Below are 19812 nucleotides of genomic sequence, written 5' to 3' on the forward strand. Positions count from 1 at the left end.
CCCGCTCGACCCCGACCGCTTCTGGCAGGTGCACCGCTCCACCATCATCAACCTCGACCACCTGGCCGGCACGCGCCGCGACGAGCAGAGCCGGCTGTTCGTGCGCATTCGCGGCAAGGGCAACGAATTGCCGGTCAGCCGCGCCTATGTCCACCTGTTCAAGGCGATGTAGGTTGCAGCGCTAGAGTCGGGGGGCAACGAGAGCCCCAACGATGATGTTGCGCCGCCACCTGCTGCTGCTGTCCGTCACAGCATTGACGCCCCCGACCGCCCTGGCTCAGCACGCCAACGAGGTGGCCGAGCGCGCGGCRCAGCTGGAATGGGTGGCCGGCGACCTGCCGCCATTTGCCTGGCGCTCACCCGCCGGCCCGCGTGGCTATGCCCATGACCTGGTCCTGCTGATGGCCCAGCAGATCGGTCGGTCCACGCAGGTGAGCTACTACCCCTGGGCGCGCGCTGTGCAACTGGTCGAGCGCAGCGACCGCGTCGGCATCTTCCCGCTGGCCCGCACGCCTGACCGCGAGCAGCGCTTCCAGTGGCTGGTGCCATTGATGACGGTGCGCTATGTGCTGATCACGCCCGCCACTGACAAGCGCTTGAGCCTGGACCAGTTGCGGCCCCTGCGGGTGGGCATCCTGCGCGGGTCGCCCATCGTGCGCAACCTGCAGGCAGAGCAGTTCAAGACCATCGTCGAAGGCAAGGACTACCGGGACCTGCTGCGCCTGCTCGTCGCGGGCGCCCTGGATGTCGTCTATGCCGGGGCGCCAATGATCGAGGCGGCCATGAGCGAGTACGGCTACGGGCGCCAACAGTTCACGACCCAGCAGGTGCTCGGCGGCGCCACGCTCTACATCGCCGCGTCACTCGGGCTGGCACCCGAGGAAGCCCAGCTCTGGCAGAAGGCCTATCAGCACCTGGAGGACGACGGCAGCGTCGCCCGCCTGCGCCGCCGCTACTTCCCCACCGACAAGCACTGACATCGCGTGGCAGCATGCCGCGCCTGGGTGTCCGAAAACGGCCAGCCGCAGCGAAGGCCGGCGCCTAGACTGGCTGCATGCTGTCAGAAACCCTCCCGCCAGACGCCGCCTACGCTGCCCTGCAAGCGCATGACGCGCGCTTCGACGGGCGGCTCTACGTGGGTGTCACGTCCACCGGCATCTACTGCCGCCCGGTTTGCCGCGTGCGGCTTCCCAAGCGCGAGAACTGCCGCTTTTTCTCGACGGCCGCCCAGGCCGAGGCGGAGCGCTTTCGCCCCTGCATGAAGTGCCGGCCCGAACTGGCACCGCGCGCGCTGCCGTGGACGACGATGGACGCCTCGCGCACGCTGGCCCAGCAGGCCGCCGCGTGGCTGGATGCCTGTGACGACGCCGAGGCCAGCGTCGAGGACCTGGCCAAACACCTCGGCATCACGAGCCGGCACCTGCGCCGCATCTTCCAGACCGAGCACGGCGTGTCGCCGCTGCAATACCTGCAGACGCGCCGCCTGCTGCTGGCCAAGGCGCTGCTGACCGACAGCACGCTGCCCGTCCAGGAGGTCGCCTACGCGGCCGGCTTTGCGAGCTTGCGCCGCTTCAACGCAGCCTTCATCGAGCATTACCGGCTGCAGCCCACCGCCCTCCGTCGTGAAGGCGGCAGCAACACACCCGTTTCGCGGCTGCGGCTGAGCTATCGCGAGCCGTATGACGTCGCCGGCGTCCTCGCCTTCCTCGCACCGCGCGCCGTTGCCGGCGTCGAGAAAGTGGAGGAGGGCGCCGTCACCCGCTCGCTGGCCCTGACGCATGCCGGCCAGCGCCATGCCGGCTGGCTGCGCGTGCGCTTCGACAAGGCCGGCGAGATTGGCGTCGAGCTGTCGCCCACGCTGTGGCCGGCGGTGGGCTCGCTGCTGCCGCTGCTGCGCCGCTGGCTGGACCTGGACGCCGACCCCCTGGCGATCGCCGCCGCCCTGGGCGAGGGCGGCGTGCCGGGCCAGCGCCTGCCGGGCTGCCTGGATCGCTTCGAGCTGACGGTGCGCGCGGTGCTGGGCCAGCAGGTCACGGTGGCCGCCGCGCGGACGCTGGCGGGCCGCTTCGTCGAGCGCTTTGGCGAGGCGCTGCCGGACGCCCCCGAGGGCTGCCAGCGTCTTTTCCCCACGCCCGAACGCATCGCCGCCGCAACCCGCGACGACATCGCCTCGCTGGGCATCATCGGCCGCCGTGCCGACGGCCTCATCGCGCTGGCAACAGCGTGGCCGACGCTGGCCTTTGCGCGCCGCGAGGGCAGCGCAGAAGCGGCCGCCGAGGAACTGACGCAGATCCCCGGCATCGGCCCCTGGACGGCCGGCTACATGCTGATGCGCGGCTGGAGCTGGCCCGATGCCTTCCCACCCGGCGATGTCGTGCTGCGCAAGGCCCTCAGTGGCCCGGGCCCGTTGCTTTCGTCCAAGGCGTATCTGGCAGCGGCGGAGCAATATCGCCCGTTTCGCAGCTACGCCGTCCTGCATCTCTGGAGACATTCATGAGCAGTAGCCATCACATCCTGCAGCGCCGCATCGCGACGCCCCTCGGCCCGCTGACCGCCGCACGCAGCGCCGCCGGCCTGTCGGGCCTGTGGTTCGACGGGCAGAAGCACCACCCCGGCGAACTGGGCGTGCCTGAGGACGACGGCAGCGATGCCGTGCTGTCGGCCACTGCCGCAGCCCYGACGGCCTATTTCAACGGCAAGCCCTTCGAGCTGCCGCCGCTGGACCCGGCGGGCACGGCCTTCCAGCGCGAGGTCTGGCAGGCCTTGCTGGCCATCGCGCCCGGCCAGCCGTCGACCTACGGCGCGCTCGCCGGGCGGCTGGGCCGGGCCAGCGCTGCCCGCGCGCTGGGCGCCGCCGTGGGCCGCAACCCGATCTCGGTGCTGGTGCCCTGCCATCGCGTCGTCGGCGCTGATGGCTCGCTGACCGGCTATGCCGGCGGCCTCGACCGCAAGAAAGCCTTGCTGACGCTGGAAGGCGCCGCCGCATGAAGGCTTTCGACATTGGCGAGCTGGTGCTGCTGGCGGCGCTCTGGGGCGCGTCCTTCCTGTTCATGCGCCTGGGCGCCCACGAGTTCGGTCCCATCGCGCTGGCCGCCATGCGCGTGGGCCTGGCCAGCGCCCTGCTGATCCCGCTGCTGGCCGCGCGCGGGCAACTGGCCGAGCTGCGCACGCACTGGAAGGGCCTGCTGCTCGTCGGCGCGCTGAACAGTGCCATCCCCTTCGTGCTCTTCACCTTCGCGGCCCTGTCCATCACGGCCGGGCTTTCCAGCATCGTCAACGCGACCACACCGTTATGGACGGCCGTGGTCGCCTTCGTCTGGCTGCGCCAGGGGCTGACCCGGCTGCGCGTGCTGGGCCTGGTCATCGGTTTTGCCGGCGTGGCCTTCCTGGCTTGGGACAAGGCCAGCTTCAAGCCGGGCGCGGACCACAGCGGTTTCTGGGCCGTGCTGGCCTGCCTGGGCGCCACGCTTTGCTACGGGTTGGCCGCCAACGCGACGAAGCGCTTTCTGAGCGGCGCCGCGCCCTTGGTCGTTGCCACCGGCAGCCAGTTCGCCGCCGCGTTGATGCTGGCGCTGCCCGCCGCCTGGCTCTGGCCGGCGGTCCCGCCGGGTGCGGTGGCCTGGGGCGCCGTGCTGGCGCTGGCGGCGCTGTGCACGGCCCTGGCCTACATCCTCTACTTCCGCCTGATGAGCCGTGTCGGGCCGACCAATGCGGTGTCGGTGACTTTCCTGATCCCGCTGTTCGCCATCGTGTGGGGCGCGCTCTTCCTGGGCGAGGCCGTCACGGCGCAGATGGTGGCCGGCGGCGCCATCGTGCTGGTGGGCATTGCGCTGGCGCTCGGGCTGGTGGGCGGCAAGCCGCGCTGACTCCAGGTGCCGAGTCATGGTAGCGTGCGGTCATAACGACTGGTAGCGCTACCTTTGATGCGCATGGAGACTGCATGACAAGCCCGTTCCTTTCCCCTAGCCTGCGCCGCTGGGCCGCTGCTCTTGGCCTGCTGGTGGCCCAACTGCTTGGCGCCGCTGCGGTTGCGCAACCTTCCGGCGGCCCCTATGGCCCCATCCCGCAGCGCTACGCCGTGCCCAAGGCGGCTCACGTCTACTTCGTCGCGCCTGACGGCAAGGCCGAGGCCTCCGGCGCGTCCGTCAACGAGGCCACGTCCATCGAAGCGGCGATAGCCCGCGTCGTCACCGGCGACGCCATCGTCATGCGTGGCGGCACCTACCGCACCGGTGGCCTGCAGCTCAACCAGGGCATCACCATCCAGCCCTACCTGGACGAGATGCCGGTGCTCAAGGGCACGCGCGTGGCCACCGAGTGGGAGAGCCTGCCCAACAACGTCTGGCGCACCAAGTGGGCGACGCTCTTCCCCGCGCAGCCGATGGGCTGGTGGCGGCCCGAGCGCGAAGGCGCGCTGACGCCGCTGCACCGCTTCAACAACGACATGATCTTCATCGACGGCGAGGCGCTGCAGTCCGCCGGCTGGCCGGGCGAGATGGGCAGCAAGGGCTACTACATCGATTACGCCAAGGGCCATGTCTACATCGGCGTGAACCCGGCCGGAAAGCTGATCGAGATCACCGCCCATGACATCGCGCTGCACCGCCCTTCGCGGCCAGTGCATGGCAAGGCCTCCGACCGCAAGGGCCCGACGCTGCGCGGCATCACCTTCACGCAATACGCCTACCGCGCCATCGACATCGAGGGCAAGAAGCCGTCCACGCTGGTGTCGGAAGAACCGACCGACGACCCGGTCGGCCCATCGCCGGAATCCGAACACGGCAAGGAGGTCGTTGGCACGCTGCTGGAGAACGTCACCATCACGCACTGCTCGCGCGTGGCCGGCTACTTCCGCGGCGACAAGCTCGTCATCCGCAACTCGCTCATCAGCGACACCAGCACCGAAGGCATCTACGTCATCGGTTCGTCGGACGTGCTGCTGGAGCGCAACATCATCCGGCGCAACAACGTCGAGCGGCTGACCGGCTACTTCCCATCGGCGGTGAAGATCTTCAACCAGTCGCACCGCGTCGTCGTGCGCGACAACCTTGTCGTCGAGCAGCCGTATTCCAACGGCGTCTGGTGGGACGTCGGCAACCACGACGGTGTCTTCGTCAACAACCATGTCGAAGGCACGATGGCCGGCGTCTTCTTCGAGATTTCCAAGGGCCTGACGGTGGCCGGCAATGTGTTCGTCAACAACCAGCAGGGCGCCCGCATCCTCAACAGCGCAGGTGCCAAGATTCATCACAACACCTTCGTCAACTCGCCGGTGCTGATCGACCGTACCGAGCGCAGCGCCCAGGGCGACCACTTCGGCTGGCATCCGCAGACCGGGCCGGACGTGAACGAGCGCGTGGGCCATGTCTTCGAGGGCAATCTGCTGGTGGCCGATGCCGGCGTCAAGGGCCCGCTGCTGCGCTTCGAGCAGGCACAGGTCACCTGCGGCAAGGTCACGCAGGCCATGACGACGCGTGTCGATGGCAATGTCTACGTGCGCTCCGGCAGCGGCCAGCCGCTGGTGAGTTGGGCGCCAATTGCAGGGCCAGCGGGCACACCCTGCCAGACGACGTTCGCCAACCTCGACGACTTCCGCCAGGCCGTGCCGGGCGTGGAGGCCAAGGGCAGGGCGCTGCTGGCCTACGAAGGCGCCGTGTTCAGCAGCCCGGAGCTGCGCCGCTTCGAACTGGCGCGGGTGCCGGAGGGCGTGCAGCCGCTGCCGGTGGCGCCTGAGGTGCGCAAGCTGCTGGGCTGGGAAGCCACCCATCTGCCGGGCGCGCTGCCGGCGTCGCGCTGAGACCGTTTTCAGGAGCTGCCATGCACTTCAAGCGCATTGCCCATGTCTGCCTGCATGTGAGCGACCTGCCGCGCTCGCTGGCGTTCTACAAGAGGCTGGGCTTCACCGAGGTCTTCCACTTCACCCGCAAGGGCAGGGACTTCGGCCGCTACCTGCAGATCGCCGACGCCTGCTACCTGGAGCTGTTCGAGGAGCCCGAGCGCGGCCCCGTGGTGAACAACGGCATCGTCCACTTCTGCCTGGAAACCGAAGACTTGGCGGGCCTGATGGCCTACCTCGATGCGCAAGGCGTGGCCTACACGCCGGCAAAGCTGGGCGGCGACTTCACCTGGCAGATCTGGCTGGAGGACCCCGACGGCAACAAGTTCGAAGTCCATTGCTACACCGACAAGAGCATGCAGGTGCATGGTGGCACGATGGAGGCGGACTGGTGATGAAAGGCGCGACGCTGGCCGTGTGCGCGGCACTGGCCTGCGATGCGGTGTACGCCGCGTCGCCGCGCCCTGAGGACGCGGCGACGGGCTGCGTGTCGACACCCATCGCGGCCTACGGCGAACTGCCGGCCGTCGCAGCGTTGCCCGACCCTTTCCTGAGTCGCAGTGGCGCGGCGTTGACGCGCAAGGTCGACTGGCCCTGCCGGCGCAGGGAGGTCAGCCGGCAATTGCAGGCCTACGAACTGGGCGAGAAGCCCGCACCCGTCGCCGGCAGCGTCAGCTCCAGCAGCGACGGCGCTTCGCTGACCGTCACCGTGAAGGACGCCGGGCGCGGCATCAGCTTCGTGGCCAGCGTGCAGTGGCCCAGCACGGGCACGCCGCCTTACCCGGCGCTGATCGGCATCGGCCGGTCATCGCTGAACAACGCCGAGCTGCTGCAGCGCGGTGTGGCCCTCATCAACTTCCCCAACGACGACATCGCCCAGCAGGCGGGCGGCACCTCGCGCAACCTGGGCAAGTTCTTCACGCTGCACCCGCAGAGCGAAGGCGCGGGCGCGCTGGTGGGCTGGGCCTGGGGCGTGAGCCGCCTGATCGACGCGATTGCACTCGGTGGCCTGCCGGGCATTGACGCCGGCCGCCTGGGCGTGACCGGCTGCTCCCGCAACGGCAAGGGCGCGCTGATGGCAGGCGCGCTGGACGAGCGCCTTGCGCTGACCATCGTGCAGGAGAGCGGCTCGGGCGGCACGGCGGCCTGGCGCGTCTCGGATGCCCAGAAGGCCGCCGGCCAGAACGTGCAGACCCTGGGCCAGATCGTCCAGGAGAACGTCTGGTTCCGAAGCAGCTTCGGGCAGTTCGGCGCCAGCGCTGCGCGCCTGCCCTACGACCACCATCAGGTGCTGGGCCTGGTGGCGCCGCGTGGCCTGCTGGTCATCGAGAACACGTCCATGGAGTGGCTGGGCAACCAGAGCACCTACACCGCCGCGCTGGCCGCCCGCGAGATCTGGACCGCGCTGGGCGCCACCGACAGCATGGGCGTCTCGCAGGTCGGTGGGCACAACCACTGCGTGCTGCCGGCCGCGCAGGCCGTGGAGGTGAATGCCTTCGTCGACCGCTTTCTCAAGGGCCAGACCGGCGTCGACACCAACGTCGTGCACACAGACGGCAGCTTCCCCGTCGAGCGCAGCCGCTGGATGCCCTGGAAGACGCCCGCGCTGGACTGAGCTTGCCGGGTTCGCGCCAAGGCTGGTCGATTGCTTCTGGCGTAGCCGTTCAGCTCACGCGGAAGGTCGCCACAGCACTCGCCAGCGCGGCGGCCTGTTCGCGCATGCTGGCGGCGGCGGCGGCCGACTCTTCTACGAGGGCGGCGTTCTGCTGCGTCATCTGGTCCAGCTGAACCACGGCCTGGTTGACCTTGCCGATGCCACCAGACTGTGCGTTCGCCGAGGCGCTGATCTCACCAATGATGTCGGTCACTCGCTGCACGCCGTTGACGATTTCCTTCATCRCCTCGCCGGTGCCTTGCACCAGCCTCGAGCCGCTCTCGACCTTCTCGCCGGAGGCGACGATGAGGGTCTTGATCTCGCGTGCAGCCTGCGCCGAACGCTGGGCCAAGGTGCGCACTTCGGCTGYCACCACGGCAAAACCGCGACCTTGTTCGCCGGCGCGCGCGGCTTCCACTGCGGCGTTCAGCGCCAGGATGTTGGTCTGGAAGGCGATGCTGTCGATCACGCCAATGATCTCGCCGATCTTTCGCGAGGAGGTGTTGATCTCTTCCATGCTCGTCATGACCTTGGCGACGATGCCACCGCCCCGATGCGCGGCTTCGGCCGCTGCACCGGCCATCTGGGTGGCTTGCTGGGCCGACTCGGCACTGTGGCGCACGCTTTCCGTCAGGGTGTCCATCGACGAAGCGGTTTCTTGCAGGCTTGACGCGGTCGCTTCGGTGCGCACGCTCAGGTCCTGGTTGCCGGAGGCGATCTCGCTCGACGCCGTGGCGATCGAATCGGTCGCCTGGCGGATCTGGCCGATAGTCTCGCGCAGCTTGCCGGCCATCTCGGCCAACGCGGCGTTCAGCGAATGATCGTCCCCGGCCGTCACGGCGACATGCACCTGCAGATTGCCGTCGGCGATGTGGCGCATCGTCTCGTGCAGCGCCGTGGGCTCGTCGCCCAGATCCCGCCACACCGAGTTGATGACCGCCCTCGATGCGAAGCCCAGCACCGCCAGCACTGCCAGCCCGGTGGCCAGGTTGACCCACAGCGCCTTCTGCACACCGCGGTCGGCTTCGGCCTGGCGGTCCAGCGTGGCCTGCAGCGCTTCGTCGCTGCGCTGTTTCAGGACCTCGGTCAGCTTGACCTGGGAAGCCTGCATGCGCTTGACCTGGTCGCCCACCTCGCCCTTGCCGAGCATCGCGCGCGTGGCGCCCAGTGCTGCGGACTGGTAGGGATCGAAGGCCGACTGGACCTCGCGAGCGAGATCGGCCTTGCCCTCGATCTTCGCCATCGAGGCCAGCACTTCGCTGGTCTTGGCGACGACGGCCTGCACCTCGGTCAGCTTGTCGATGTCCCCTTCGGCAGCAGCGGACTGCAGCGTCAGGCGGAACTGCTCGACACCTCGATCCACGCGTTGCATGTGGTCGAGCACCGGGTTGTCGACGACGCGCAGTTGATGCAGCGACGCCGAGGTGCGAGCCCCGACGACATAGCTGATCGCCATGCCGACGACGAACACCGCTGCCGCAACCAGCGGCAGCATCCAGATCTTGCTTCGAAACTTCATGTGCGAACCTTCAACCGGGAAATGCGCGTCGGCAGGTCAGTCCAGCGACACGGCAGCTTTCACCGTGGCGTCGACTGCGGACTTTTCGATGTAGCCAACGCTTTTGGGGTTGGCCGCGACGGCCTTCTTGACCGCCGCCGAATCGGCGAACTGCTTGGGCGCTTCGCCCTTGCCGCTGAAGACGATGCGCGACCAGGTCGACTTGACCTGCGCCACGTCGCGGCCGGTGGCCTTCTTGTAGAACTCGGCGTAGACCGGCGAGGACTCGTTTTGGTCGATGGGCGTGAAGGTTTCGCTCTTGCCGAGGAAGATCTGAGCGACCTGGTCCTTGGTCAGTGCGCCGGCGCTGGGGTGGGTGATGACGACCAGATCGGCCGCCTGCACCGTGGCGCATGCCAGCAGCGCCATAGGGAAAAGAATGCTTGCTTTCATGGCGGTTCCCGGTGATCAGAAGACGAAGTCGGCGGCCACGGTCACGAGATTGACCTTGGCATTCACCGGGAACGTCGGCTGCACGTTGGCGAAGCGGCCGTTGGATCCATTCTTGACGCTCACGCGCTCGACCTGCAGCTTCAATGCCACGTTGCGCACCACGTCCCAGCGTACGCCGGCCGACAGCGAATCCTGCGAGCCGTTGAACTGTTTCAGCGTGGCGTTGATGCCCGCGTTGATGCCTGCGGCACCCGTGGCCAACGGCGTGCCGTCGGCCGCAGTGATGCCGGCCTCAGCATCAATGTGAGCCTTGGTGCTGGCGACCGTGACGTACGGCGTCCAGCTGCCGATGCGATAGCCGCCGGTGACATACCAGGAGGTGCTGTCCGACAGGAAGCCGTCGCCCTTGAAGGCCACCAGCTCGCTCATGACGAACCACTCGCCCGGGTCGTAGTTGAGGCCCACCACCACCGCCGACAGCTTCATGCTGTCGAGCCGGTATTTTTCGACCAGCGCGAGCGCTTGCGCGGCCGAGTTCTGGAAGGCCGGAACCGGCACCGCGCCGGCACCGGCGGCGAACTGCGTCATGCCAGCGAACAGCGGCGCCAGGCTGCCAATTTGCAGGTCCAGGTTGACGTTGGTGTAGCCGGCGCGCACCAGCAGCGAGCCGATCTCGATGGAGTCGTTGAACCCCCAGGTCGGCTTCGACTTGGCCTTGCCGGTGGGCAGCTTGCTGCTGCCGTTGCCGTAGAAGACCTGAAACGTGTTGTTGGCCTCGCCGAAGCTCTGGCGCCAGGTGGCGTCGACGCCGTCATTGCTCGTGACCGCCAGCACGCTGTAGACCTCGCCAGGCGCATGCGCCCAGGGGCTGGCGTAGCCGACGAAGCGCGACTCGGACAGCAGATAGGACGGCAGCGCAATGCGGCCAGCGCGGAAGCTGAGCGACTCGTTGAACTGGTACTTGACGTTGGCCCACTCCAGCAGCGGCCGGAACGAGTTGTCGGCCTGGTGCTGGGAGATCACCTGCACGACGGCCGAGACCTTGTCGCCCAGCTTGGCGCTCACCTGTGCGCCGAGCTTGGTCTCGGTGCCGAAATCGGTGCTGCGCGTCAAGCCCGCACCGTTGGGCTGGAAGCGCGTCGCGACGTAATCGGCGCTGCGTTCGCTGGAGTGCACGCCGGCCAGCGTGCCGAAGCCGCTGAACTTGAAGTCGATGCCTTCGGCATGGCTGGTGGATGTCGCCATCGCCGCGAGAGCGGCAAGCGCGACGGCAGTAAGTTTCAAAGTCATGTGTTTCCTTGCGGTGTAAGTTGCACAAGCCCCAAGGGTCCGGCCACGACAGTAGCCCGGACTCGCTCCATCCAAAGCGACTGGCGAACCCACATGAAATCGGCCGATTTCAGGTGGGCGTTAGCAGGCTCGCGTGGCGGACCRAAGACAGATGCGCGGGGGGAGTGGGGCGTCGTCGCGATCGCGGAGTGCCTTGGGCGGCGCGAGTGCGACTGGGCGGATTGCGGGGCTTCGCCCGCCGTGAAAGTGATTGAATGATCGGCCTCGCATCGCCTGACCGCAAGACGATTGCGTCACGCTTATGCTGGTAATCACCAATCCGTTGCGCGCCTGCTAACTGCGCGAAACGTGGAAAACCAGGATGCCAAAAGTCAAGGCAATCCGTCACGAAGCAAGGCTTCGCGAAGGCATTCGGCAGCTGGGGCCGGCTGATCGAGCCGACGAGATGCTTCGCGCCCGACCCGCCGCCATCAAAGTCTATTTCGGCCGCGGCTCCGCCGTCCCGTCCAGGCGGATCACCCGGCGCGACCGGTTCGCCGTGTCGTCCAGCGATTCGCTGACCAGCCGGTTGTGCTGCTCCCAGTCCTCCGCCGTGCGGATGATGCTGGGCTTGATCAGCACCACCAGCTCACGCTTGCGGCCGTTGTTGGCGCGGTTGCCAAACAGCAGCGACGTGATGGGGTTGCCGTCGGCGCCCGGCACGCCCGAGCCGCGGCGCGTGGCTTCCATCTGCATCAGGCCGCCAATGGCGACGATGTGGCCGTCGGGGATGCGCACCACCGTGTCGGTCTCGTTGACGCTGGCGCTGGCCAGCGGCAGGCGGAAGTTGCCCACCGAGCCCAGGTCGACCTGCTTGACCTTCTCGGTCACGTTGGACACCGAGGGGTGGATGTGCAACGTGACCATGTCCGCGTCGATCTGCGGCGTCACGTCCAGCGCGATGCCGCTGAAGAAAGGCGTCAGCGTCAGCGTCGGGATCTGGTTGGTCGTGCCGTTGGTGCCGGTGTTGCTGCTGTTGCTGCCGCTGTTGCTGCCGCTGATGCCGGTGATGAAGTAGTCGTCGGTGCCGACCTTGAGCACGGCCTTCTGGTTGTTCAGCGTGGCGATGCGCGGGCTGGAAAGGATCTGCGTGTCGCCGTGGCTCTCGATGAAGCTCAGCAGCGCCTGGAAACCGCCGCGCGCCAGCGCCAGGCCGAAGGTGCCGCCGCCGGCGGAGGGCAGGGGGATGAGGTCGGGCCAGCTCGGGCTTTGCGTGCCGGTGGACAGCGTCGGCAGGCCGCGCGCGTTGCTGACGAGCGGGTTGATGATGCTGTTGACGCCGGTCGGCGTGGAGGGGTTGACGCTGGTCTGGCCGATGGCGCCGCGGTCGCCGATGCGCGACCAGTCGATGCCGCTCTGGTAGCCCTCGCGCAGTTCCACCTCGACGATCTTGGCCTCCAGCATGACCTGGCGCTCCACGGCCACACGCGTGGCCTTGAGCCAGGTCTCGACGTGGCGCAACTCCTCCGGCATGGCGCGCACGGCGATGGTGCCGGTCTGCGGGCTGGTGATGACGGTGCGGCCCTCGCCGCCGCCCACCAGCGCCTTCAGCGCCGTGGCCGTCTCGCCCCAGAAGTCGCTGGCGACCTTGGTGCTGAGCTGGCTGCTCTCCTGCTGCTGCGAGGTGCTGGCGCTGCCACCGGACGCGTTGCCGCTGGTGCTGCCATTACCTTGGCTGCTGGCCGGCGCGGCACCGGAGCTGACGCGCACCTCGCTGCGGCCACTGCGCTGCAGGGCCAGCGCGTTGAGGGTGAAGACGCGTGTCTGCAGCGTGGGCGGGAAGACGGTGATGCGGCGGCCGTCGATGCTGTAGTCGAAACCGTAGACGTCGCGGATGGCGTCCAGCGATTCGCGCAGCGTGACGCCCTTGAGCGTGACCGACAACTGGCCCGACACGGCCGGGTGCACCAGCATGCTGTAGCGCGTGTCGGTCACCAGGGACAGGAAGACGTCGCGCGCGGGTGCGCCGTTGACGATCAGGTCGAAGCGCGGCTCGGGCGGCAGGGCGGGCGGTGGCGGCGGCACGGGAACCGCTTGCACTTCGGGAGCCGAGGCGACTGGTGCCGGTGCTGCGCTGCGCTGGGCCTGCAGCTCGTCACGCAGCGACTGGCTGGGTTGGGCCACGCGCAGAGGCTTGTCGGCACAGCCTGCAAGCAAGGCCATGGCCGCGCTCAACAGCAGAAGACGAGGGGCGGGGGCCTTCATGGCTGCTTCTCCTTGGATTTCTTGGGCGCCGGCTTGAGCGATGCCGGTGCGGGGGGCGGCCGCTTCTCGACGCCGCCGTACAGCGGTTCACGGCGAACCTGGCCGGCCTCGCGCAGCCACACGGCCTGCTCGGTGATGCGCTCGATGCGGGCGCCGTCGAGCAGCTCGCCCACGGCAAAGCGCCGGCCGCGCTGCACGACATAGCCTCGGCCGTTGGCGAACACGACCTGGCGGATGCCGGCGCGTGCGGGCTCGGCGCCGGAGGCGGGCGAGGACGCAGCATCGGCGGCGGCGATGGCATTGCGCAGCGTGGCGGGCAAGGCCGTGGGGTCACGGCTTGCGTCCTGGGCCTGAGCGAGGCTCGAGAGTGCGGCCAGCAGCAGTGCGATCCATCTCATGGCTGCACCTTCAGCAGGAAGAGCTGTGCGCGCAGCCGCGGCGGCTCGTTGTTGCCCGAGGCGCTCAGCTGCATGTCGCCCCAGCGCAGCCCGGGCAGTTCGCGCTCCAGCGCCTGCAGATAGCGCTGGATGTCGCCATAGCGGCCCAGCACCTGCAGCTCGACACCCTGCCAGCTCATGCCCGGCATCTGGGGCAGTGTGGCCGGGCGGGCCGCCGGCGCCGAGGCGGCAACGGCGGGCATCGCGGGCAGGGCCACGGGCATGTCGCCCAGCAGCGCCAGCCGCTCCAGCACCAGGCCGGGTTGCTGGCCCAGCAGGCGCTGCAGCACGGCGGACAGGCCCTCGCCGCCGCCGCCGACCGAGCCGGCCTTGCGCAGTTCGGCATCCAGGCGCAGGCGCTCGGCCTGGGCGGCGTCGAGCTGGCCGCGCAACTGGCCGGCGGGGTCATTGACGTTGCTGCTGGCGGCCACGAACTGCTCGCGCAGCTGCGTCACCTCGGCCGCTTGGCTGGCCTGGGCCTCGGCACGCAGCTTGTTGCGGGCGGACAGCGGCGTCAGCACCAGGGTGTCGAACAGGGCCGCCAGCACCGCCGCAATGCTGATGAAGATGATGGCGCGCTCGCGCAGGCTGAGGGCGTCGATGCGCTTGGCCTGGCGCTCCCAGCGCGCTTTCAGTGGCGCGAGATTGATGGGCGTGGAGGCTTTCATTGCGCCGCCCCCGATGCCGCCTGGGCCGGCGCACTGACGACGCGAAACGCCCACACCGGCAGGCCCGCCCGGGCCACCGGGCTGGTGCTGGACAGCAGCGGGTTGCTGTCAGCGGCGGTGCCCGGTGCGCCCAGGCGTTCCACGCGCAGGGCTGACAGCGCCTGGCCGGCCAGCAGCGGGTGGCCGGCCAGCTGGCCCAGCCAGGGCCGCAGCACGGCCGTGTCCAGTGTGCCGCCGACGAGTTCGACCCGGCCCGGCGCGTAATGCAGTTCGCCCAGCCAGGCGGCCTCGGGCAGGCTGCGCGCGATCAGGGCGAGCAGGTCGGAATGGCGCTGGCCAGGCCTGGCTCCACCGTCTGCGCCCAGTGCCTGCAGCAGTGCCCGGCGCTCGTCGTTGCCGGCCTGCAGCGGCAGCAGTTGCTGCTGCGCGGCGGCACCATCCAGCGGCACGGGCAGGCCGGCACGGGCCACGGTGAGCTGTTGGCGCTCGGTCGCGTATTGGGCCAGCAAGGCCTGGTGCTCGGCCTCGGCGCGGCGGTCACGCTGCTGCAGCCACAGGGCAGTGCCCAGGCCCACGACCAGCAAGAGCCCGGTGGCCTGCACCAGCGTCAGCGCCGAGAAATAGCGCTTGGGGGCCAGCAGGATGGGCGTGAGGAGGTTGATCTGCTGGGCCATCAGAGCTTTCTTGTCTCCGTGCGCAGTGCGGCGCCCAGCAGGGGCATGCAGGCGGCCAGGGCTTGGGTCGCATCGCCCTCGGGCGGCGGCGCATCGGCGGCGAAGGCCGCGAGGGGGTCGAGCGCCACCGTGCGCTGGCCCAGCTCGCGCTGGATCAGCGACGCGACGTCGGCGCCATGCGCCGCGGTCAGCACATAGAGCCGCGCCAGCGGCAGGTCGGGCCAGCTGCGCTCCCAGACGTCGATGGAGCGCTGCAGCTCGACGACCAGCGGCGACTCCTGCGTATTGCCGCTGTCGAAGGTGCCGCCGGGCTGGTACTCGAAACCCAGCGGCAGATCCGCCGAGGCCGGCTCCGCCTGCTCGCCGCGGGCGCGCGCCAGCAGCGTGGGGTCGCCCTCCAGGCGGCGCGTGTAGAAGAGCTCGTCGCCGGCGCAGACGACCAGCAGGCAGTGCTGGGCGTCGATGAGCACGGCGGCGCAGGCACGGGCGGTGAGGTCGTCGGCGCGGGCCTGGGCGGCCAGCAGGTTGCGCAGCGCCGTCTCCCAGATGTCGACGATGCCGATTTGGTCGCTGAAAGCCGCAGCGCTGCGGGTCAGCGCCTTGATGGCCTGGTTGCGCGCGGCCACGACGAAGAGCTGGCGCGGGCTGGTGGTGTTGGTGCGCTCGACGTCGCCGCCGACGTGCATGACGTCCAGCGTCAGCTCGGCGACATCCACGTCCACCATCTCCTTGATCTGCCAGCGAGCGGCGGCCTTGAGCTCCTCCTGCGGCACGTTGGGCGTGTCGACCTTGAGGATCTGGTAGTCCGCAGGGTCCAGCAGCGCGATGGCCTCGCCGGCGGGGACGGGTCTTGCCTCGGGCAGCAGGCCCCAACGCAGCAGGCGTGCGGGCTCCTCACCCGGCGCACCGTCGGTCAGCACGAAGGCGTGCTGGCTGCCGGCGCGGCGCACCAGCAGGCGCTGGCCGCTGCGGCGGGGTTGCCAGGGCCAACGCATCAATAGTTCTCCCGCTGGTAGAGCACGCCGTCGGCGCCGCGGTAGAGCCCCCAGGTGGCGCGGGCACCGGGGTCGCTGAAGGCATTGCCGCACCAGGGGCCGCGCAGGGCGGTCTGGCTGCCACCGGCGGTGGCGGCCTTGGCGGCTGTCCAGCCGGCCTGCGTCTTGAGGCAGGAGAGGTCGGTGGGCGGTGTCGCTGTGTCCAGCGCGATGGCCACGTCCAGGCTGCCGACATGGCCGGGCGCGGGTGCGGCCAACGTGATGCTGCCCTTGCCGCTCGCCACCGTCACCGACGTGCCGACCATGGCCGCATCGCTCGCCACCAGCGTCTTGCGCAGGTTGCCGAAGCTGAGGTTGGTGGCGCTGATGCGGGTGCAGGAATCCAAGGTGTTGGTGTTGTAGGCCGTGCTGTTCCAGAACTGCGCGTCGAGCGCCAGGTTGAGCTTGCGGTTGGCCGGCCCCATGCCATTCTGGAGCCGCAGCCGCCCGAAGCGCAGAGGGATTCTGCCCACCTTGAAGGTGTCGTTGCCGGCAATCCCGTCGCTGTTGAGATCCAGCGACATCATCGTCACGCCGTCGGGGTCCAATGGGGCGACGCCGAAGTCGGCGCTGTCGAAGGGGCCGGCGGGCGTGGTGGTGCGCGCGGCCCTGGCAGCCAGCGTGACGGCAGCCGACCCGTTGACCCAGCCGTTGACGCTGGCGCTGTTGCCCAGCACCAGCGAGGCGTTGCCGGTCTTGAACTGCGTGGCGCCGTCGATGCCGGCGAGGTTGAAGTTGGCGGCGGTGGTCAGCACCAGCTTGCCAAAGCTGCCGACGTAGTTCTGCGTCGCCGCGCCGCTGAGGTTCTGCGCCGTCAGCGTGAAGCCGAGGCTGAAGTCCTCGTCCAGGTAGGTGAAGGCGGAGGCGACCGCGCAGGACTGGTTGATGCGGTGCGCGATGCTGGGGCCGCTGAGCGCGAAGCCGGCCGGGATGAAACGACCGACGTTGCCGCTCGCCGTGCCGGTGATGTTGCCGGCGCCGAGGTAGCTGCCGTCGGCCACCGCAGGTGTCAGCGTGACGATGCCGACCTCGGGCCAGGCGAAGGTGGTGCCAGTCGCAACACCGCCGCTGAAAGTGCCGAAGGCGCTTGGGTTGGTCAGCGCGGGCGCGTTGCCGCCTGCAGGCTGCACCAGCGCGGCAGTGAGGGTCACGCCTTCGGGCGCTGTCTCCCTGCCGTAGTTTGGTGTCGCGTTGCCGCCTGCGTCCACAGCCGTCACGGTGGCCGAGAACGGCCGGCCGGCCGCCATGAAGGCGCTGCCGGTGGCCGAGGCCGCGCCGGGATTGTTGCCGGGGCTGGCGATGGCCGAGGTCGCGCAGGATCCGGCCGCGTAGCTGGTGCAGCGGATCGACGACAGCACGAAGCCCGCCGGCTTGACGACGAAGCTGTTGCTGCTGCCGCTCAAGGCCGCCACCAGCGAGCCGCTCGCGGCCTTGCTGGCAAGCAGCGTGACCCTGCCGACGTCCGCGTAGTTGAAGCTGAACGGCGCGTTGCCGTTGGCATCGAAGTTCATCGTCACGGCGGTGCTGGCGCCGCTGCTGCCATTGGCATTGCCGGCCACCGCCACCGCGCTGCTGCCGGTCAGCGTCATCCGGTTGCCGCTGGAGCAGGTCGTGGGGTCGTTGCACTGCACGCCCCAGTTCACCGCTGTCGAGCCGCTCAACGCGGCTTCGCAGGCCTTGGTCGTCGTGTTCGTCTTCACCGCCCGCAGCACCCAGCTGCCCGAAGGCGTGCCGGCGGTCTGCGCCGGCACGGTGGTGGCGGCGCCGTTCACGCTGTTGGAGATGATGAAGCCGGCGGTGCTGAACGCGGTGGAGCAACTGTTGGCGGCGCTGCAGCTCGTGCCGTCGGCGCAGCAGCGGCGTGCCGATGTGGCGAGCGTGCTCTCGCCTGACAGCGTCACGGTCGCCGTGCTGCCGTTGCTGGCGGCGCCGTAGCCGAGCGTCGTCGTCCCGCTGCCGCTCGCATTGAAGGTGACGGTGCCCGAGCCCAGCGTCCCGGCCGTCGTGGCGAGCGTTGCCGTCTGGCCGGCGAAGTTGGTGACCGGGCTCGTGCATGGGCTGGAACTATCGGCACAGGCCGTCACCGTCAGCGTCGACGCCTGGCAGGCCAGGCTGGCGCTCGGCACAGACAGTTCGTAGTGTTCGACCACCGGCGCCAGGCCGGGGCGTGGGTAGAACGTGGCGCGGCCGTTCACGGCGGCGGTGCCGTCGACGGTCGCCAGGATCATGCTGGTGTCGACCTTGTGCTGCAGATAGTAGGCCGCGTAGTTCGTCGCCTCGAAGCTGATCGCCGATGCATTGGCGAGCCCGCTGCGCAGGCAGAACGTGGCGTCAGCCGGGTAGGGCGCTGTCGCGCTGTAGGTGTTGAGCTTCAGGACGAAGTTGTTGTGGCGCAGGTAGTAGCCGGGGAGGTTCACCGACTCGAACGACCAGCACGCCGAGTTCGTGATCCCGGGGCGGGCGATGAAGGTGCTGTCGTTCCTCGTCAGCGAGTCGCTGCTGGCCGACACCGGCGCGATGTAGCCGATGTAGTTGCTGTGGCGGATGTAGGAGCCCGGCACGTCGTATGACTCGAAGCTGTAGCGCTCGCCGGAGACCAGCGTTGGCGTCGTGCCCGCGCAGGTGGCTGGCATGGAGTAGGTGCTGTTGTTGACGACGCAGCTGCTGGTGCAACTGCTGCCGCAGCAGACGCTGTTGATGCTGCTCTGGTAGCCCAACGTGATGCTGGCGCTGCCGGTGGACTTGACGCAGGCCGAAGCCGTGGCGGCCTGGGCAAAGCTGATGGTGCCGCTGCTGGTGGTGAGCGTGCCGACGACGCTGGCACCGTAACCGATGGAGACGTTGCCGGCGCCGCCGGTGATGTTGCCGCCGATGTAGGCGCTCTGGCCCGTCGTGATGGCGCCGGTGCTGCCAAGGTTGCCGTTCACCCTGGCCTGGAAGCCGAGGTCGACGGCGCCCGCGCCAGCGCTGACATTGCCGGAGACGACTGAGTTCTGCACGAGGGTAATGCTGCCGCCGGTGCTCGTCACGCTGCCGGCCACCGTGCCCGCCTCGCTGATGCTGATGGCGCCCGAGCCGCCCGTGACGTTGCCGCCGATGCTGCCCGACTGCGGCGTCGTGATGGTGCCGGTGCCGCTGGTGGAGACGTTGCCGGACACCGTGGTCTGGTAGGCCAGCGAGATGTTGCCGTTGCTGTTGGCAGTCAGGTTGCCGGTGATGACGACGCCGCCACCGCCTGCGTCGGTGACGCTGTTGGCCGTGATGTTGGCCTTGGCCTTGTGCTGGTAGCCCAGCGTCAGCGTGCCGTTGACGATGACGTTCAGGTCGCTGGCAAGACCGCTCTGGTTGATCTGGGAGGTGTCGGTGCTGAAGTTGCCGTTGATGGTGATCGTGGCCGGCTTGGTGCCACTGATGGTGACCGTGTCGCCATAGGCCAGGCTGCTGCCACCGGGGCAGGTGTAGTTGCCGCTGCTGCCGCTGCAGCCGGCCGGCATGCTGCCCGGGAAGGTATAGGCCACCGCGCCGGCCAGCGTGGGCAGGGCCAGGGCGACGATGGCCAGGAATGAACGGAGCCTGCGGGTCATTGGCTCAGGCTCAGGCTGCGGGTGAGTTGGCGCTCGGCATAGGTTTGCTCGGTCGTGCCTGCGTTGGGGCAGGCGCCGCTGGCGGGGATGTTGCACGCCGTCGCGAGCAGTGTGTAGAAGGCATGGTTCTGGCCATCGTCGGCCACCGTGCCCGCGCCGGGCGTGCGTGCGCAGGTGACGGTGACGGTATAACCGCTCAACTGATCGGGCAATGCAAAGCTGCGCGTCGCAAAGCAGGCCGGCTGGCCGCCGGCGCGCAGGATCTGGTGGCTGCCCCATTCCAGGCCGGCAAACGCCGCCTGGTAGGCCTTGGCTGCCGCCAGCTCGCCGGCCGAGCCCATCTGCTGGCGCTGGCTCAGCGATGCCAGGGCCACGCCCAGGGCGGCCAGGGCCACCAGGATGAAAAGCATGGACATCATCGTGAAGCCGCGAGCTTGCAT

Annotated in this window: 18 protein-coding genes; 8 read left to right on the plus strand and 10 right to left on the minus strand. The window is 69.1% G+C overall.

What is annotated here, in order from left to right:
* From ACXRVZ_RS22285 to ACXRVZ_RS22320, 8 genes are all read left to right on the plus strand, one after another.
* Nucleotides 1-172 (plus strand): LytTR family DNA-binding domain-containing protein (locus tag ACXRVZ_RS22285; RefSeq protein WP_458232843.1); only part of this gene is annotated, 172 nt, incomplete at its 5' end.
* 40 nt (nt 173-212) lie between these two features.
* Nucleotides 213-977 carry a substrate-binding periplasmic protein gene (locus tag ACXRVZ_RS22290; RefSeq protein WP_457425847.1) on the plus strand — a complete coding sequence of 255 codons (765 nt, stop codon included), beginning with the start codon at nt 213-215 and terminating at the stop codon, nt 975-977.
* Nucleotides 978-1054: 77 nt separating this feature from the next.
* Nucleotides 1055-2497: an Ada metal-binding domain-containing protein gene (locus ACXRVZ_RS22295; protein ID WP_457425845.1), complete on the plus strand. Its 1443-nt coding sequence runs from the start codon at nt 1055-1057 to the stop codon at nt 2495-2497.
* Nucleotides 2494-2988, plus strand: a complete 495-nt coding sequence (locus tag ACXRVZ_RS22300; RefSeq protein ID WP_458232835.1) for a methylated-DNA--[protein]-cysteine S-methyltransferase — start codon at nt 2494-2496, stop codon at nt 2986-2988. The genes ACXRVZ_RS22295 and ACXRVZ_RS22300 overlap by 4 nt, the downstream gene beginning before the upstream one ends.
* Entirely contained in the window at nt 2985-3866 is an 882-nt protein-coding gene (locus tag ACXRVZ_RS22305) for a DMT family transporter (RefSeq protein ID WP_457425841.1), read from the plus strand. The genes ACXRVZ_RS22300 and ACXRVZ_RS22305 overlap by 4 nt, the downstream gene beginning before the upstream one ends.
* Before the next feature lie 74 nt (nt 3867-3940).
* Entirely contained in the window at nt 3941-5797 is a 1857-nt protein-coding gene (locus ACXRVZ_RS22310) for a right-handed parallel beta-helix repeat-containing protein (protein WP_458232836.1), read from the plus strand.
* A 20-nt stretch (nt 5798-5817) separates the two neighbouring features.
* Nucleotides 5818-6231, plus strand: coding sequence for a VOC family protein (locus ACXRVZ_RS22315; protein WP_457425837.1), 414 nt, complete (start codon nt 5818-5820; stop codon nt 6229-6231).
* Complete coding sequence (locus tag ACXRVZ_RS22320; protein ID WP_457425835.1) at nt 6231-7451, plus strand: glucuronyl esterase domain-containing protein; 1221 nt, start codon at nt 6231-6233, stop codon at nt 7449-7451. The genes ACXRVZ_RS22315 and ACXRVZ_RS22320 overlap by 1 nt, the downstream gene beginning before the upstream one ends.
* Before the next feature lie 49 nt (nt 7452-7500).
* On the opposite strand, the gene ACXRVZ_RS22325 is transcribed toward ACXRVZ_RS22320, so the two are convergent.
* The 10 genes from ACXRVZ_RS22325 to ACXRVZ_RS22370 form a co-directional block, all read right to left on the minus strand.
* Nucleotides 7501-9009 carry a methyl-accepting chemotaxis protein gene (locus tag ACXRVZ_RS22325; RefSeq protein WP_458232837.1) on the minus strand — a complete coding sequence of 503 codons (1509 nt, stop codon included), beginning with the start codon at nt 9007-9009 and terminating at the stop codon, nt 7501-7503.
* A gap of 36 nt (nt 9010-9045) precedes the next feature.
* Entirely contained in the window at nt 9046-9441 is a 396-nt protein-coding gene (locus ACXRVZ_RS22330; protein ID WP_457425831.1) for a hypothetical protein, read from the minus strand.
* A 15-nt stretch (nt 9442-9456) separates the two neighbouring features.
* Complete coding sequence (locus tag ACXRVZ_RS22335) at nt 9457-10731, minus strand: hypothetical protein (protein WP_457425829.1); 1275 nt, start codon at nt 10729-10731, stop codon at nt 9457-9459.
* 477 nt (nt 10732-11208) lie between these two features.
* Entirely contained in the window at nt 11209-12975 is a 1767-nt protein-coding gene (locus tag ACXRVZ_RS22340) for a secretin N-terminal domain-containing protein (protein WP_457425827.1), read from the minus strand.
* Nucleotides 12972-13373: a hypothetical protein gene (locus ACXRVZ_RS22345; protein ID WP_457425825.1), complete on the minus strand. Its 402-nt coding sequence runs from the start codon at nt 13371-13373 to the stop codon at nt 12972-12974. The genes ACXRVZ_RS22340 and ACXRVZ_RS22345 overlap by 4 nt, the downstream gene beginning before the upstream one ends.
* On the minus strand, nt 13370-14080 hold the full coding sequence (locus ACXRVZ_RS22350; RefSeq protein ID WP_457425823.1) for a hypothetical protein: 711 nt from the start codon (nt 14078-14080) through the stop codon (nt 13370-13372). Before ACXRVZ_RS22350 ends, ACXRVZ_RS22345 begins: the two co-directional genes overlap by 4 nt.
* On the minus strand, nt 14077-14754 hold the full coding sequence (locus ACXRVZ_RS22355; RefSeq protein WP_457425821.1) for a hypothetical protein: 678 nt from the start codon (nt 14752-14754) through the stop codon (nt 14077-14079). The genes ACXRVZ_RS22350 and ACXRVZ_RS22355 overlap by 4 nt, the downstream gene beginning before the upstream one ends.
* On the minus strand, nt 14754-15749 hold the full coding sequence (locus tag ACXRVZ_RS22360; RefSeq protein ID WP_457425819.1) for a hypothetical protein: 996 nt from the start codon (nt 15747-15749) through the stop codon (nt 14754-14756). The genes ACXRVZ_RS22355 and ACXRVZ_RS22360 overlap by 1 nt, the downstream gene beginning before the upstream one ends.
* Nucleotides 15749-19372, minus strand: coding sequence for a DUF6701 domain-containing protein (locus tag ACXRVZ_RS22365; RefSeq protein WP_457425817.1), 3624 nt, complete (start codon nt 19370-19372; stop codon nt 15749-15751). The genes ACXRVZ_RS22360 and ACXRVZ_RS22365 overlap by 1 nt, the downstream gene beginning before the upstream one ends.
* A complete protein-coding gene (locus ACXRVZ_RS22370; protein ID WP_457425815.1) occupies nt 19369-19812 on the minus strand; it encodes an agglutinin biogenesis protein MshP in 444 nt (147 codons plus the stop codon). The genes ACXRVZ_RS22365 and ACXRVZ_RS22370 overlap by 4 nt, the downstream gene beginning before the upstream one ends.

Source organism: Roseateles sp. P5_E8 (genome assembly GCF_054177665.1).